The sequence below is a fragment of the Candidatus Vagococcus giribetii genome (assembly GCF_017316185.1).
Taxonomy (GTDB): domain Bacteria; phylum Bacillota; class Bacilli; order Lactobacillales; family Vagococcaceae; genus Vagococcus; species Vagococcus giribetii.
The window spans coordinates 43,001-58,050 of record NZ_JAFLVX010000006.1; the positions used below are offsets into that span (position 1 = coordinate 43,001).

General features: G+C 35.6%; 17 protein-coding genes. 2 read left to right on the forward strand and 15 right to left on the reverse strand.

All coding sequences use genetic code 11. The features are described from left to right. Positions 1 to 60: 60 nt before the first annotated feature. Both DOK76_RS01980 and DOK76_RS01985 read right to left on the reverse strand, forming a co-directional pair. A complete protein-coding gene (locus tag DOK76_RS01980) occupies positions 61 to 294 on the reverse strand; it encodes a YneF family protein (RefSeq protein WP_206964646.1) in 234 nt (77 codons plus the stop codon). A 90-nt stretch (positions 295 to 384) separates the two neighbouring features. Further along, the gene (locus tag DOK76_RS01985; RefSeq protein ID WP_206964606.1) at positions 385 to 1,281 is read right to left on the reverse strand and encodes a deoxyribonuclease IV; all 897 of its coding nucleotides are present in this window, start codon (positions 1,279 to 1,281) and stop codon (positions 385 to 387) included. A 181-nt stretch (positions 1,282 to 1,462) separates the two neighbouring features. On the opposite strand from DOK76_RS01985, the gene DOK76_RS01990 reads away from it, so the two are divergent. Beyond that, the gene (locus DOK76_RS01990) at positions 1,463 to 3,904 is read left to right on the forward strand and encodes a transglycosylase domain-containing protein (RefSeq protein WP_206964607.1); all 2,442 of its coding nucleotides are present in this window, start codon (positions 1,463 to 1,465) and stop codon (positions 3,902 to 3,904) included. Positions 3,905 to 3,942: 38 nt separating this feature from the next. Here DOK76_RS01990 and ccpA read toward each other — a convergent pair whose 3' ends face one another. The 3 genes from ccpA to DOK76_RS02005 all read right to left on the reverse strand — a co-directional run bounded on the left by ccpA (position 3,943) and on the right by DOK76_RS02005 (position 6,021). Continuing rightward, on the reverse strand, positions 3,943 to 4,944 hold the full coding sequence (ccpA, locus tag DOK76_RS01995; protein WP_206964608.1) for a catabolite control protein A: 1,002 nt from the start codon (positions 4,942 to 4,944) through the stop codon (positions 3,943 to 3,945). A 182-nt stretch (positions 4,945 to 5,126) separates the two neighbouring features. Further along, positions 5,127 to 5,576, reverse strand: a complete 450-nt coding sequence (locus DOK76_RS02000; protein ID WP_206964610.1) for a YtxH domain-containing protein — start codon at positions 5,574 to 5,576, stop codon at positions 5,127 to 5,129. Between the two features lie 19 nt (positions 5,577 to 5,595). Further along, the gene (locus DOK76_RS02005; protein WP_206964612.1) at positions 5,596 to 6,021 is read right to left on the reverse strand and encodes a DUF948 domain-containing protein; all 426 of its coding nucleotides are present in this window, start codon (positions 6,019 to 6,021) and stop codon (positions 5,596 to 5,598) included. Positions 6,022 to 6,152: 131 nt separating this feature from the next. Here DOK76_RS02005 and DOK76_RS02010 point away from each other — a divergent pair, with 131 nt between their 5' ends. Then, positions 6,153 to 7,046, forward strand: coding sequence for a mechanosensitive ion channel family protein (locus DOK76_RS02010; RefSeq protein ID WP_206964614.1), 894 nt, complete (start codon positions 6,153 to 6,155; stop codon positions 7,044 to 7,046). Positions 7,047 to 7,105: 59 nt separating this feature from the next. Here the strand turns inward: DOK76_RS02010 and DOK76_RS02015 are convergent, their stop codons facing one another. The 10 genes from DOK76_RS02015 to DOK76_RS02060 form a co-directional block, all read right to left on the reverse strand. Beyond that, complete coding sequence (locus DOK76_RS02015; RefSeq protein ID WP_255521593.1) at positions 7,106 to 8,242, reverse strand: N-acetyldiaminopimelate deacetylase; 1,137 nt, start codon at positions 8,240 to 8,242, stop codon at positions 7,106 to 7,108. An 18-nt stretch (positions 8,243 to 8,260) separates the two neighbouring features. Beyond that, the gene (cbpB, locus tag DOK76_RS02020) at positions 8,261 to 8,746 is read right to left on the reverse strand and encodes a cyclic-di-AMP-binding protein CbpB (RefSeq protein ID WP_206964616.1); all 486 of its coding nucleotides are present in this window, start codon (positions 8,744 to 8,746) and stop codon (positions 8,261 to 8,263) included. Between the two features lie 111 nt (positions 8,747 to 8,857). Next, positions 8,858 to 9,373 carry a metallophosphoesterase gene (locus DOK76_RS02025; RefSeq protein WP_206964619.1) on the reverse strand — a complete coding sequence of 172 codons (516 nt, stop codon included), beginning with the start codon at positions 9,371 to 9,373 and terminating at the stop codon, positions 8,858 to 8,860. Between the two features lie 2 nt (positions 9,374 to 9,375). After that, on the reverse strand, positions 9,376 to 10,728 hold the full coding sequence (gene rph / locus DOK76_RS02030) for a ribonuclease PH (protein WP_206964620.1): 1,353 nt from the start codon (positions 10,726 to 10,728) through the stop codon (positions 9,376 to 9,378). A 14-nt stretch (positions 10,729 to 10,742) separates the two neighbouring features. Then, entirely contained in the window at positions 10,743 to 11,549 is an 807-nt protein-coding gene (gene racE / locus DOK76_RS02035; protein ID WP_206964621.1) for a glutamate racemase, read from the reverse strand. 196 nt (positions 11,550 to 11,745) lie between these two features. Further along, a complete protein-coding gene (gene tsaD / locus DOK76_RS02040; protein WP_206964622.1) occupies positions 11,746 to 12,774 on the reverse strand; it encodes a tRNA (adenosine(37)-N6)-threonylcarbamoyltransferase complex transferase subunit TsaD in 1,029 nt (342 codons plus the stop codon). Between the two features lie 12 nt (positions 12,775 to 12,786). Next, positions 12,787 to 13,215 carry a ribosomal protein S18-alanine N-acetyltransferase gene (gene rimI / locus DOK76_RS02045; RefSeq protein ID WP_206964623.1) on the reverse strand — a complete coding sequence of 143 codons (429 nt, stop codon included), beginning with the start codon at positions 13,213 to 13,215 and terminating at the stop codon, positions 12,787 to 12,789. Positions 13,216 to 13,224: 9 nt separating this feature from the next. Next, on the reverse strand, positions 13,225 to 13,698 hold the full coding sequence (gene rimI / locus DOK76_RS02050) for a ribosomal protein S18-alanine N-acetyltransferase (RefSeq protein WP_206964624.1): 474 nt from the start codon (positions 13,696 to 13,698) through the stop codon (positions 13,225 to 13,227). Next, on the reverse strand, positions 13,682 to 14,410 hold the full coding sequence (gene tsaB / locus DOK76_RS02055; protein WP_206964625.1) for a tRNA (adenosine(37)-N6)-threonylcarbamoyltransferase complex dimerization subunit type 1 TsaB: 729 nt from the start codon (positions 14,408 to 14,410) through the stop codon (positions 13,682 to 13,684). The genes rimI (DOK76_RS02050) and tsaB overlap by 17 nt, the downstream gene beginning before the upstream one ends. A gap of 97 nt (positions 14,411 to 14,507) precedes the next feature. Further along, complete coding sequence (locus DOK76_RS02060) at positions 14,508 to 15,035, reverse strand: NUDIX hydrolase (protein ID WP_206964626.1); 528 nt, start codon at positions 15,033 to 15,035, stop codon at positions 14,508 to 14,510. Positions 15,036 to 15,050 lie beyond the last annotated feature (15 nt).

Consider the following 15,050-nt stretch of genomic DNA (forward strand, 5'->3'; position numbering starts at 1 on the left):
CAGGTGCAAAAATGCACCCGTTTCATTACAGTATTTTTGAAAACATGACTCTGTTAATACTTATTTTTTCTTATTAGTATTTTGAGACTTCATGTTTTGCATCATTTGACGAATTTTCTTTTCAGAAGGTTTTTGACCCATCTGAGCCATCATCATACGTAACATATCCTCATTAACGGGAGGATTTTTTTCTAATTGGTTTTCAAATGTTTTTTTAGCAAAAAAGAAGCCACCTACTGCACCTGCTAATAAAGCAATCACAATTAATAAAATAACTAATCCTGTATTCATAATTTTTGACACTCCTTCCTCCGGTTAATTGAACTCACATTAAGATATTTTACTAGATATTCCCCTAAAAAGAAAGGTCTTTTCCTACCTTTTTTAACTATTCATGATTAAAGTTAATAGGTCTTCATTAAATTTATTTTGTCTTAACATTTCAATTTCATACAAATAAGGAGCTTTTGCTGTCTTTTTATCTTCTCCAACAAATGGTGTTTCTAAAATCTTAGGTAACTCTGCTAATTGTGGATGATGCACCACATAACTTAATGCCTCAAAACCAATTGTTCCAAAACCAATATTAGCATGACGGTCTTTATGAGAACCTTGTGGATTTTTTGAATCATTTACATGAATGACTTTCAAACGATCTAATCCAATGATTTTATCAAATTCTTCAAGGACTCCATCAAAATCTTCTCGTACATTATAACCAGCATCATTAATGTGACATGTATCTAAAGTAACAGATAGTTTCTCATTATGAGTCACCCCATCAATAATACGGGCAATCTCTTCAAAATTACGTCCAATCTCAGTTCCTTTACCAGCCATTGTTTCTAAAGCAATTTGTGGTGTTTGGTCAGCACGTAGTACTTCGTTTAACCCTTTAATAATCTGATTAATTCCTTTATCTACCCCTTCACCGACATGAGCACCAGGGTGCATAGTGATTTGAGTTGCGCCAATAGCTTCAACACGTTCAATTTCTTGTCTTAAAAAATCAATCGCAAAGCCAAAATTTTGTGGCTTAATCGTATTTCCTAAGTTAATAATATACGGGGCATGAACCACGATATCTTTAATATTCAAGTCGTTAGCTGCCATGAATTCTAAACCAGCTTCAATATTTAGCTCCTCAATGGGCTTTCTTCTTGTATTTTGCGGTGCACCTGTATAAATCATAAAGGTATTAGCTTTGTATTCTTTTGCCGTTTCAGCAGAACCTAATAACATTTTTTTTCCGTTCATGCTCACATGAGAACCTAATAACATATCTATCTCTCCCTATTCATTGATCCCTATTATTGTACTGTTTATCATATGGACAAACAAGTTTGTTGCTCTTCTTTCTTTATGAAATAGCATGTAATAACTCGTTTATTTTTCAATGAAAACTAGGAATAGACTAACTTAAATGATATAATTTTATCATTATAAGTTTTGAGGTGATAATTTGACAAAACCTAATGATTTCAATGAAGAATCATTGCCTAGTGCAACTTCTTCAACTGAAAATCTTCCTGTTGAAACAAACAAAAATGACTCAGACACAACTAATGACCATAAAAATAAAGCTATTTTTACATTTAATGTGGTATACCGAGTCATGCGTTCCCTCTTTTTAATTGGGATTCTTGCTATTTCTGCCCTTGGCTTTTTAGGTGTCGGGTTAGGATTAGGTTATTTTGCTTCTCTTGTTTCTGATGTTAAAGTTCCTACTAAAGAGGAATTAACTCAAAAAATAAATGATGTGGAGCAACAATCAAAAATTCTATACGCAGAAGGTGAGCTTGTCTCTGTTATTAAGTCTGATTTAATTAGAACATCTGTTAAATCTGAGGATATTTCTCCTTTGATTAAACAAGCATTGGTGGCTACTGAAGATGAAAATTTCTACGACCACAAAGGTATCGTTCCTAAAGCATTAATCCGAGCAACGATTTCTGATGTAACTGGTCTTGGTGGTAGTTCGGGTGGTTCAACTATTACGCAACAGATCATCAAACAACAAGTATTGACTAGCGAGACCTCGTATAAGCGTAAAGCTTCTGAGATTGTCTTAGCCTTAAGGACTGAGAAATTCTTTTCAAAAGAAGAGTTACTTACTTCTTACCTAAACGTCTCTCCTTTTGGTCGAAATAATCGTGGTGAGAATATTGCAGGGATTGAAGAAGCCGCAATGGGGATTTTTGGCGTTCATGCAAAAGACGTGACCCTACCTCAAGCAGCCTTTTTAGCCGGTTTACCCCAAAGTCCAATAAACTACACACCTTACACTAACTTAGGTGAGTTTAAAGAAAACTTTGATGCTGGTCTCAAACGAAAAGATGACGTCTTGTTTAATATGTATCGAGAGAAAAAAATCAACAAAAAAGAGTACGAAGAAGCAAAAGCTTACGACTTAACTCAGGATTTCAGAAAACCTGAGGCTCCGCAAAACGATCAAAGTGGCTACCTCTATAATTACTTGTATGAAGAAGCAGCTGATGTGTTAGCGCCGATTTATTATGAGAAAGATGGTATCACAAAAGAAGAATACGAAGCTTCAAACGATTTAAAAATCAAATACAAAGAAATTACTAAACGTGAGTTAAGACAAGATGGTTATACAGTTCACACAACCATTGATAAAAATATCCATAACGCTATGCAAGAAGCTGTTGCTCAATACGGCCCTATGCTAGATGACGGAAGAGGTCAAACCCTTGAAACAAGTAGTATTTTAATGGATAACCAAACTGGTCGTATTTATGGATTCATTGGCGGACGTGACTACAATCAAAGTCAGTATAACCGTGCCTTTGACGCCTACCGTTCACCTGGTTCAACCATCAAACCAATCCTTGCCTATGCTCCAGCGATTGATGTTGGATTAATTGGCTCTGAATCAAGGTTATCTGACTATCCTAAAAAGTATAATTCAGGACAAGAGATCAATAACTTCTCTGACAAAGGAAGTAGTAGCTTCAAAACAGCACGAGAAGCTTTGACTTGGTCTTTAAACATTCCTGTGGTTAACTTATATGATGAGTTATTAAACCATACGAATCCAAAGTCATACTTTGATAAGATGAATATTACTACAGTTAATCCTAATGACTATGGTAATCAATCTATTCCTTTGGGAGGAACAGATTTTACTGTGTTAGAAGAAACATCAGCTTATGCTACTCTTGCTAATAAAGGTGTCTACAATCAAGGCTACTCTATTTCAAAAATCACAGATAATGCAGGCAATGTAATTTATGAGCACAAAATGAATCCTGTTCAAGTCTACAAACCATCAACTGCTTCTATTATGAATGATATGATGCGAGACGTGGTAAATAAAGGAACTGGACAACCGGCTAAAGAAACATTACAAGGTATGGGTTCTGGTCTAGCTAATGCTGATTGGGTTGGTAAAACGGGAACATCAGATGAACAAAAAGATTACTGGTTTACTGCTTCAACTCCAAAAATAACAATGAGTAGTTGGATTGGTTACGATGATGCTTCACCAATGTATGACAATTGGAACAAGCAAAACATGTACTACTGGGCTTATGTGACAAATTACGTCTACCAACAAAACCCTGATATTTTTGGCGTCAATGAACGTTTTGAACTTGATCCTACTGTATCTCATCAACAAGTCGTTGATTTTACAGGTGAAAAACCTGCAAGTTTCAATACAGATGGTTACAATATGAGTTTAACCCATGAAAAAACCAAAACGAGTCTTTACTCTAATGGCAATGCTGCTCCTGATTCTAAATTTAGATTCGGTATCGGTGGCACTGATGAAAATTACCGAGATGCGTGGAATTCATACATTAAACCAAAAGATGAGAAAAAACCAAGCAAAGAGAAAAACAAACCAGCTCCAAAAAAAGAGACTAAAAAAGAAGATTAAAAGAGGACCTCCACATGAACGTGGAGATCCTCTTTTTCTTATTTAGTCGAGCCTTTTTCAATTAAATCGTAAGGTAAAATAACTGATTTTTCTTCAATATCTTCTTTATTCATTAATTTTGTTAATAATCTCATTGCAACGGCACCAATATCATATAAAGGTTGAGAAATACTTGAAACACTTGGACGAGCCATATCTGTGAACAATGAATTATTACTTGTAATAATTTCAAACTCACCAGGTACGCTGATGCCTTTGTCTGTTAAGCTATTTAATAAACCAACTGCCAATTCATCATCTGCTACAACAGCTGCTGTTGCGTTACTATGAGCCACGCGGTCATAAAGATTTAAACCAGCTTTATAGCTATATTCAGATTCAAAAACAAGACCTTCATTATAAGTCATATTGTTTTCTTTTAGGGCATCTTTGTATCCATTCAATCTTAATTGACCATTAATTGGATCTAGTAAAGGTCCAGAGATAAACGCTACTTTTTCATTACCAGATTTGATTAATTTATTGGTTGCATCTTTTGTTGCTTCACGGTAATCAATGTTAACAGATCCTACTTGTTGATCTGGATCAATTGAACCAGCTAAAACGATTGGTGTTTTTGAGCGTGAAAACTCACCACGGATTGATTCTGTTAAATGATGTCCCATAAAGATAACACCATCTACTTGTTTAGCTAATAACGTATTTAATACGTTAATTTCTTTTTTGTCATCTCCATCAGAGTTAGCCAAAATAATATTGTATTTATACATTGTTGCCACATCATCGATTCCTCGAGCAAGTGAAGCAAAATAAGCATTACTTACATCTGGGATAATAACGCCAACAGTAGTTGTTTTCTTACTAGCTAAACCACGAGCAACGGCATTTGGACGGTAATCAAGACGATCGATAACTTCCAGTACTTTCTTTCTTGTTGCTGGTTTGACATTTGGGTTTCCATTTACTACACGAGAGACAGTTGCCATAGACACTGCAGCTTCACGAGCAACATCATAAATGGTGATTGTTTGTTTTTCCATATTGTTTTCTCCTTTAAGCATTCTTTACGTTTCAGTTTTGCTTCATTAATAAACTCAGGTTATCAGATAACATAAATTATTGCAAGCGTTTTATCGTCATTTTCATGAAAATTCATAGAAAATTACAAAAAAAGAATCAAATCCAAAGATTTGATTCTTTTAACCTACCTTATATAGATGGGTTAAGCTTCGTTGTCTAAAGCTGAATAGATTTCATCTGAAATTTCATCTTCTTTTAAGACAATATCTTCTTCCATTAATTCACTAACTCTTCCTTTAACTTCTCCAGAAGTACGTTTAAACTCTTCTTGTAAGTCTCCTGTTTTATCTGCTAAGTTTTCTAATAAATCACTAGAAACAGATTTAGCTTGGTCTACTTGGTTTGAAATTTTATCTCCTAACCAGCTATATTCTTCTTTTTTATGTTTAGCAAAATCACCAATTTCATTTCCTTTAACTTGAGCAATCCCTGCTAATTCACTTGCTTTTCCTTCTGACATGTCATCTAGTTGATCAATTAAGTCTTCTCTTAATTCTTTACCACTTTTTGGTGCTAATAATAATGCCGCTGCTGCAGCTGCTGTTCCACCAATGATTGCTCCTAATAAAAAGCCGCTTGTTTTCTTAGCCATTTTTACTGCCTCCGATTTATTATTTCTTTTTAAATAAGTGTGCCGCGCTTTGTGCTGCTTTACCAACAATAGTTGCTGTAGCAGCCGTTTTACTTGCGTCTCCAACTTTTACTAATAAATTTTTACTTGATGCGTTTAATTCAGAAACGCTTTCGCTTAAATCAGCTACTGCTTGGAATAAAGGATCAATTGTTTCTACTTTTTGTGTCACATCTTCTAAAAGTTCATTACCTGTAACAAGTAAATCCTCACTTTGACGTAAAAGTAGGTCCACATCTTTTGTTAATACCGCCACTGATTTGTTGGTTTTATCCAATATGCGATTAACCTTCTCTACTGATGTATTAATGGTTTTATTTAATTGAAGTAAGAAAAACACAATAACAATGACAAGTACAACAAAGGCTATAGCAGCAACGATTGCCGCGATTTCAATACCAGACATCTTTACTATCCCCTACCTTTCATATAAAATACTAATTTTAGAATACCACTATCTAATTGTTTTCTCAACAACTAATTAAATGGTAGAATAAAGTTAATAATCTCGTTATTTATTACTGGAGGATCAGATCAATGCAAGAAACAACTACAAGTACACAAGTAGACTTAATCACTGAAACACAAAAAGGCTTAAATGTGTTTCAACAATTTTGGCAGAATTTAGATTGGGAAAAAATTCTCTCAACTGTCATCTACAAAGGAGTACTCATTTTAATTACGTTACTAATTTTAGTGATACTTCGAAAAATAATCATAAAATTTATACACACCTCTTTTGCCAACTACCGAAAAAAGGATGTTTATAGCCCAAATCGATTAAAAACACTTGAGACACTGACGAAAAATTTTTCTCAATACTTACTCTTTTTTATTATGATTTATACGGTTTTAACCATTCTAGGTGTCCCTGTTAGCTCTTTAATTGCTGGGGCTGGGATTGCTGGGGTTGCAATTGGTTTAGGCGCACAAGGATTTATTAATGATGTCATTACTGGTTTTTTCATTATTTACGAACGTCAACTAGATGTTGGCGATCATGTTATTTTAGACCAAGTTGAAGGGACTGTTGAACAAGTTGGTCTAAGAACAACTCAAGTCAAAAGTTTTAATGGGACCATGAATTACATTCCAAACAGACAAATTCTCATTGTTAGTAACTTATCTCGCGGCAATCAACGAGTGCTTATCGATATTCGCGTAAACCCTGATGAGGATATCGAACGCGTTAAACGTATTATGCAAGCCGTGAATGATGAGATTGTAGCAAACACACCAGAAATTCGCTCTGAGCCAAATATTGTAGGTCTCATCAATTTACCGAATGGAACCTTTGTTGTGCGCTGCTTACTTTATGCTGTATCGGGTTCACAATTAACCGTCTCAAGTAAGCTAACAACAGCTTATGTAGAAGCACTAACAAAAGAGGGAATCAATATTCCAACAACTCCTGTCAATCTTTCTATGTAAGTTGATACACCAAAAAAAGGTTGTAACGTCAGTCAACAGACTAGCGTTACAACCTCTTTTTATTGTTTATCTCGATGAGTTAAAAACTGATGAATTTCTTCTACGGCCACAATAAGCGTCCTTTCATCTGGATTGAATTTTCCGTGATGAAGTCCATACTCACTATTCACACCATACCAAAACATCGTTCCCGGCATCTTACTCAGTAAATACCCAAAATCCTCTGCCGTCATAGCTTCTTTGACTTCCTTAAAGGTTAGTAAAGAGGTATTCTTCATGTAATCCATAAAATCAATTGTCAATTCAGGATGATTAACAACTGGTACATAACCAAACTGTTCTAGATGAACATCTACTTTACAACCAAAAGATAAGGCAATCCCTGCTGCTATTTCGGTCATTCTTACTTGAGTTAACTCATTAACTTCATGAGTCAGTGCACGAATAGTTCCTGTTAATACTGTTTTTCCTGCAACCACATTATCTGCAATACCACCGTTAAACTCTCCGAATGTAATCACAGCACTTTCCATTGGGTCCACATTACGACTAATAATCGTCTGAATTTGACTCACAAAAGAAGCAGCTGCCACGATGGTATCATTAGCTTCATGAGGAAATGCAGCATGGCCTTCTTTTCCAATAAATGTAACCACAAAACGACAAGCTCCTGCAAAGAGAGTCCCATTTAAAGAGCCAACTAAATTACTTGGTAAATTTGGTGCCACATGAAGGGCATAAATTTCATCTGCTTGTTGCTCCTTAAAAAAGCCATTATCATAATACACTTTAGCTCCAGACAAATTTTCTTCAGCTGGTTGAAAAAAGAATACTCGATCGTTTTTGCTCTCTTCTTCCAGAGCTTTTTTTATCAAACCTAAAGTAATTGTCATATGAAAATCATGTCCACATGCATGCATTTTACCCGGATGCGTTGACGCAAAAGGTAAGCCTGTTAATTCTTTGATGGGCAACCCGTCTATATCTGTTCGCCAGCCGATCCTCTTTTGACTATTTTTACCTTTCACAACAACTACAATCGCTGTGTCCTGAGTCACTATTTCTAATCTGTCCTGAGGAAATCCTTTAAGTATGAATAACAAATACTCAGTTGTTTTATACTCTTCCATACCAATTTCAGGAATTTGATGTAATTTACGACGAATAGTGATTAATTCTTCTTCTGAAAATCCCAATTATCCCCACATCCCTTTTTAATTTGATTCTTCTACATACTCTTTTGCTGTCACATCATATTTTAGCTCTAATTCATGAGCTAGATGGTTTACCGATTTTAAAATTTCTTTTCTTGTTACAATCCCTTGAAATCTATCTTGTTCGCCAACAACGGGAATAAAATTAGTATCCACTAATAGATTGAGAATTTTTTCAATATTAAAGGGTTGTTGGATAGTTTTTATATCTTCCTCCATTACATCCCCAACTTGAACAGTCGCTAATCGCTCTGGATTAAAACTTTCTGTTCCAAACATTTCCGACACCACATTGGATAAAGAAACAAGACCAACTAATTCTTCTTCTTTGTTCACAACGGGAATTTTACTATAACCAATATTAGTTAATACCAGTAAGGCATGCTCTAAATTATTCGTATCTGTTAAGGTTGCAACATTGTCACTATGGATTAAGTAGTTCTCTTCATTTTCTAAAAAAAATTCTTTTACAGTGTTTCCTATCATTTAGAAAACCCTCCATTCTTCTCACTAATCTATATTTTACCCTAAAATAAAAATAGATAAAGCAGTTTCACACTTTTTTCATAAAGTTATTTTGACTCTTCTAAATGAGGATTATCTTGAAAAAATGACGCTTAATTCAGGTATTACTTGATGATCTGGTGAATAATAAGTCACCTGAACCCTATTTTTCTCTGTTTCTATAATAGCATAGGTTTTGTAATGACTATACTTACCTCTTGGCTGAGCAATACTACCTGGATTAAGATACAGGACACCATCAACCATCTCCGCTGCTAATTTATGAGTATGTCCATATAGACAAATTGTTGCTTGATGTTCTCTTGCTGCTAGTGAAATATAAGTTAATCCCATGTTCACGTTAAATAAATGACCATGTGTCATAAAAATAGTATCTTCACCATGATGAATCACACATTCATTCTTATAATCTGGGCTGTAATCACAATTTCCCTTAACAACCACAAATTTTTGCCATAACACGTCATCTACTTTTAACTCCGAATCACCACAATGAAACATGGCGTCTACTTGGTGATCCCACTCATGAACTAATTCTACTAAACATTCTCTATTTCCATGATTATCACTAACAACAAGATATTTCATCTTTACTCCTCCATCCACTTTTTAAAGTCTGATACAAGTTGCTTAATTGCTTGAGCTCTATGACTAATCTGATTTTTTTCTTCACTTGATAATTCGGCCATTGTTTGGTTGCGTTCTGGAATAACAAATAATGGATCATAACCAAAACCATTATCTCCTTTAGGAATAGATCCAATTTCGCCTTCTAACTCACCTACAACGACTAAGCTCTCTTTACCAGGAGCAGCTAAAACAAGGGTACAATGGAACTGGGCACCACGTTTTTCTTTTGGTACACCGTATAACTCATGAAGCAGCTTAGCATTATTAGCAGCATCACTCTTCATTTCACCAGCATATCTAGCTGAATAGACACCAGGCTGACCATTTAATGCATCTACTTTAAGACCTGAATCATCTGCTAAAACAATCGTATTAAATGCTTTAGCAATTGTTTCTGCCTTTAATCTAGCATTTTCTTCAAATGTTTTTCCCGTTTCTTCCACATCAGGAACGTCTGGATAATCAAGTAAGGTTTTTATTTTATACCCTTGCTCTTTAAACATTGATTCAAACTCTTTAGCTTTACCAATATTGCGAGTTGCAATCAACACTTCTTTTTGGTTATTAGCTGTTACTGTCTCTTCTGCACTTTGTTTAGGTACTAAACTTGCCTTTTGGTGTTCAATTAATTCTTTCACCGCGTCTTCACCAAGAGTTAGAAGTGTATTTAGCTCTTCTCTTGAGAAGGTTGCTTCTTCGCCTGTCCCTTGAATTTCAACCATGCGTCCTGATTCTGTCATCACAATGTTCATATCAACTAAAGCTGATGAGTCTTCTACATAATCTAAATCAGCTACACACTCACCTGTAGGAAGGATCCCCACACTAATAGCTGCTAAATGTTCCTTAATTGGGTTTTCAAGAAGTTCTTTGTTTTCAAGTAATTTATTCACTGCTAGTTGTAACGCAACAAAAGCACCTGTAATACTTGCTGTTCTAGTTCCACCATCTGCTTGGATAACATCACAGTCCACAACAATTGAACGCTCACCTAGTTTTTTTAAATCTACCACTGCTCGTAACGAACGACCAATTAATCGTTGGATTTCCATTGTACGTCCCGTTAATTTTCCTTTACTACTTTCTCTACGATTTCTTGTATTGGTTGCTCTAGGTAACATGCTGTATTCAGCCGTAACCCAACCTGTCTCGCTTCCTCTTAAAAAGGGTGGTACATGGTCTTCAACTGTCGCATTAACGATTACTTTTGTTTGACCAAAACTAATTAACACACTACCTTCTGGGTGAATCAAATAGTCTGTTTCAATCTTTACTTGTCTTAATTCATTATTTTTTCGATTATCATGTCTCATTCTTATCATCCTTTTTAAGGTAAACTCACTCGCGTAACGGATAAATCTGTTACATTTAACCAATCTTGAGTGATGTCCTCAAATATTTTTTTTGAACCTGTCATAAAAAACTCGTGAGTTCCTTCTTTATTTGTCGCATCTGCTGAAATGTCATAATAGTCTAGTAACATGCTTACTTCACTAACTGTTTCAGCACCTGAATCAATTAACTGAACCGAGTCTCCCATCTTCTCCTTGATTAAAGGCTTCAATAAGGGATAGTGGGTACAGCCCATAACTAAGGTATCAATGTTTTTATCATGAAAATCTTCTAAAGTCTCATTGACAACCTTTTTAGCGATAGCTGACTCGTATTGTTTACTCTCCACAATCGGAACAAACTTTGGACAAGCTAAACCAAACACTTCTGTTTTAGGTGCTTTTCGATGAATCGCTTTTGTGTATTCCCCACTATTAATCGTTCCGATTGTGCCGATGACACCAATTCGGTTACTACTTGTTAATTTTAAAGCTGCTCGTGCGCCAGGAACAATCACTCCAACGACAGGAATATCTAAGGTTGCTTTTATTTCTTCTAAAGCAATCGCTGTTGCTGTATTACAAGCTATTACAATCATCTTTACTTTTTTTTCTAGTAAAAAGCGTGTCATTTCCCAGGTAAACTGTTTAATTTCTTCAACAGGTCTTGGGCCATACGGACATCTTAACGTATCTCCAATATAATAGATGGTTTCGTTTGGTAGTTGCTTCATCGCCTCTTTCACAACGGTTAAGCCTCCAACACCAGAGTCTAAAAAGCCTATTGGTTGATTATTACACATCCCATTCACCTCGTTTTTTCTTCATCTTATTCTCTCTTTTTTAGGTGCTAATTTCAAGTTATCTTTTTTCTAATGACACAGAGTATCAACTATATAGTCTATTATATAACAACAGGTATAAATACTGAGCTAAATAAACTCTTATAATGGAAAAAACGAAGAGGCTGGATAAAACCGTTCCAACCTCTTCTTCTTATTATAAAGTGACACTTGGTCTTGCGTTTAAAGAACCATCAGCAAAAACACCTTTTTCAGCTTCAACAAAGGCTGCTGCTCCAATCATAGCGGCATTATCCCCACATAACTTAAAGGGTGGGACAACTAAATGAACGTCTTGTAGCTCACTTGCGACTACTTGAGTTAAGCGATCTCTTAGCCCTTTATTAGCAGCCACTCCACCAGCTAAAATCACTTGTTTAACTTGATATTCTTTAGCTGCTCGAATCGTTTTTGAAACAAGTACATCTATGACACTTGCTTGAAAAGAAGCTGCTAAATCATGTTTATCTAATACTTCGTCACGTTGCTCGGCATTATGAACTAAATTAATAAAGGCACTTTTGAGACCACTAAAACTAAAGTCATAATTATCTTCTTTCATCATACTACGAGGAAAATGATACGTATCTTGACCTAAATGGGCCATTTCATCTATTTCTTTACCGCTTGGATAACTCAATCCTAATACTCGACCCACTTTATCATAAGCCTCTCCACAAGCATCATCTCGGGTTTCACCGATGATTTCAAACTCTCCATGAGCTTTCATTAAAACAAGTTCAGTATGCCCACCACTCACTAAGAGTGCTAGTACAGGAAAAGTCATCTCTGAGACAAAACGAGCCGCATAAATATGACCTGCCATATGATTCACTGGAATAAGGGGTAAATCATTAGCCCAGGCAAAGCTTTTCGCTGCTTGAATACCAATCAATAAAGCTCCAACTAAACCAGGTCCATAAGTAACTGCTACAGCGCCTAGCTCTTCTTTTGTTACATTTGCTTCGTTTAAAGCCTCATCAATACAACTAATAATTTGCTCCACATGATGGCGACTAGCTACTTCAGGTACCACACCGCCAAATCGTTTATGACTATTGATTTGCGAAGCAACAATATTAGATAGAATCACTTGACCATCTTCAATAACAGCTACACTTGTTTCGTCACAACTACTTTCGATTGCTAAAATTAATTTTCTTTCTTTTTGATTAAATATATCCACTTTGGTCACTTCCTATAATATTAACTGCCAAATTAAGGCATCTTCTTTCGGGTGGTGATAATATTGCTTGCGTTCACCTATCATGGTGAAGCCTTCTTTTTGATAAAACTGTTGAGCTTTTTGATTACTCTTTCTAACTTCGATGAATATTGATTCTGCCTCTGTGTCAGCTAGAAGTACTTTGGTTTTTTCTAGCAACTTACTTCCCATACCTGTCCGTTGATAATCAGGGCTAACCCCAATAAGTTCAATCTCTGCTTCTTCAAACAGATGCGTAAGTAATAAAAAGCCAATGATGTTATCTTCTTCTGTCACTGTCACGTAATGATGAAAAGGTTGTGTCAAAAAGGAAAAAAACTGCTCTTTTTTCCATGGAGAACCTGTCTCAAAACAGACGAGACTAATTTCATACAATCGATTTGCTAACTCTTCTTTGTTCATATCTTACGATTATCCCTCCAATTGATATGTCATCTCTATGGCGTCTTCTTGATTTTCTTTGTAATACTTTTCTTTGACACCAATAGTGACAAAACCAAATTGACGGTACAACTCAATCGCTTTTTGATTGGATTTTTTGACTTCTAGAGACACCACGTCACACTTTTTTTCAAGTCCAAATTGTTTAGCTTCTTTTAACAATAAGTAACCAAATCCTTGACCTTGAAATTTTGGTAAAACTGCTACATTCGTAATATGAGCTTCATTTTCAGTATGTCGCATGCCGATAAATCCTACATAAGTCGTTCCAAAAAAACCTTTTAAATACAGACTCGTGTTTTTTCTGATTAACTCCGACCAAAAAATCGTGTAACTCCAAGGAGATTTTCCGTAAACACGTTTTAAGGTTTCTTGGAGTAAATAAATATCTGTCACTTTTGCTGGTTCAACATGAAATAAGCACTCTCTAGACTCGTTCAACATAAGAAGAACCTGCTTGTTCCTGATGGGTTTCTAGCCATTTTTCTTCTGCTTCTACTCGTTTTAAATAGTTAGGGACAAAGTCTTCAATCGACGTCACTTTTTTTGCTAATTTGTCTAGTTTTAAGAAAGCTCTGCCATCTAACACTTGATTATAACTCTCTAAATCACACTGGATAAAAGGTGAGTCGAGTTCTTTAATCTCTGCCTCAAATGACAAACAATCGATTCCTGTTAAAATAATAGGCTCTTTTCTTTCTAATAAGCTTTCTAACCATGCCACTAACTCCGTATGCTGATCCTCGATAACTTGGATTAACTGACCCTCTTGCCACTTATAAGCACCAGAGTATACATTTCCTCTTCTAGCATTAATTAGTGGAACAATTAAACCATCTTGTTCTTGATAGCTTGCAGCAATAACCGCTAAACTTGAAACGGCTAATAAATCAATTCCTAAGGTCCATGCCAGTGTTTTCGCTGTGGTCACACCGATACGTAACCCTGTGTATGACCCAGGTCCTTCTGCCACTATAATACTGGTCAAATCTTTTGGTTTTTTATTATTTTCAGCCATGAGAAACTCAATCCCTGGCATCAGTGTTGTACTATGATTTTTTTGATTGGCACTTAAATAGGTGCCAATTAATTGTTTGTTGTCAGCCAAACAAAGTACCATCCCTTGATTAGATGTGTCCATTCCTAACATTGTCATTTTCATCGATCCTCTATTATGTATTCTGATACATTGTAGCATAAATACGCCATTCTCTTCTATCTATTCTAGCAAAAAAGACTGAGATTATCTAATCTCAGCCTTCTACACGATATGATCCATATGCTGTTTTCATTTCAAAAAAGAGACTGATTAAATGATGATGGTAGGGAATAAAGATATCTTGAGCAATGAGTTCATTAATTTCTGCTAAGGTCATCCAAGCTACTTCCTGAACTTCCTCTTCTTGAATCACAACGTCATTTAAATCAACGTCTGCTTCTATTAGATAATAATCTTCAAATCCACCTTCAAAACTAACAGATAGTTGAGGCAATTGCCCAACAATATCAAAAGTTAAACCTAACTCCTCTTGAAGTTCTCTTTTGGCTCCTTCTGAGCTGGTTTCACCACTTATGACACTTCCGCTAACGGAAATATCCCAATAATTTGGCCATGATTGTTTATCTGTTTGTCTTTTTTGAACGAGTAATTGTCCCTTAGTATTGAAAATACAGGCACCAATGACAATTCGGTATTCCTCTTTGTTTCGAGGCTCATTTTTTGAGATTACCTTGCCAGTTTTGACATGATCCACATCATAAATATCCCACTTCTCTACCAATTAGATTCTCCTCAC

Coding starts and splice junctions, on each gene's coding strand:
- DOK76_RS01985 (WP_206964606.1), bottom strand. CDS start 1,281: ATGTTATTAGGTTCTCATGTGAGCATGAACGGAAAAAAAATGTTATTA.
- ccpA (WP_206964608.1), bottom strand. CDS start 4,944: ATGGAAAAACAAACAATCACCATTTATGATGTTGCTCGTGAAGCTGCA.
- DOK76_RS02000 (WP_206964610.1), bottom strand. CDS start 5,576: ATGGCTAAGAAAACAAGCGGCTTTTTATTAGGAGCAATCATTGGTGGA.
- DOK76_RS02005 (WP_206964612.1), bottom strand. CDS start 6,021: ATGTCTGGTATTGAAATCGCGGCAATCGTTGCTGCTATAGCCTTTGTT.
- DOK76_RS02010 (WP_206964614.1), top strand. CDS start 6,153: ATGCAAGAAACAACTACAAGTACACAAGTAGACTTAATCACTGAAACA.
- cbpB (WP_206964616.1), bottom strand. CDS start 8,746: ATGATAGGAAACACTGTAAAAGAATTTTTTTTAGAAAATGAAGAGAAC.
- DOK76_RS02025 (WP_206964619.1), bottom strand. CDS start 9,373: ATGAAATATCTTGTTGTTAGTGATAATCATGGAAATAGAGAATGTTTA.
- rph (WP_206964620.1), bottom strand. CDS start 10,728: ATGAGACATGATAATCGAAAAAATAATGAATTAAGACAAGTAAAGATT.
- racE (WP_206964621.1), bottom strand. CDS start 11,549: ATGTGTAATAATCAACCAATAGGCTTTTTAGACTCTGGTGTTGGAGGC.
- rimI (WP_206964623.1), bottom strand. CDS start 13,215: ATGAACAAAGAAGAGTTAGCAAATCGATTGTATGAAATTAGTCTCGTC.
- rimI (WP_206964624.1), bottom strand. CDS start 13,698: ATGTTGAACGAGTCTAGAGAGTGCTTATTTCATGTTGAACCAGCAAAA.
- tsaB (WP_206964625.1), bottom strand. CDS start 14,410: ATGACAATGTTAGGAATGGACACATCTAATCAAGGGATGGTACTTTGT.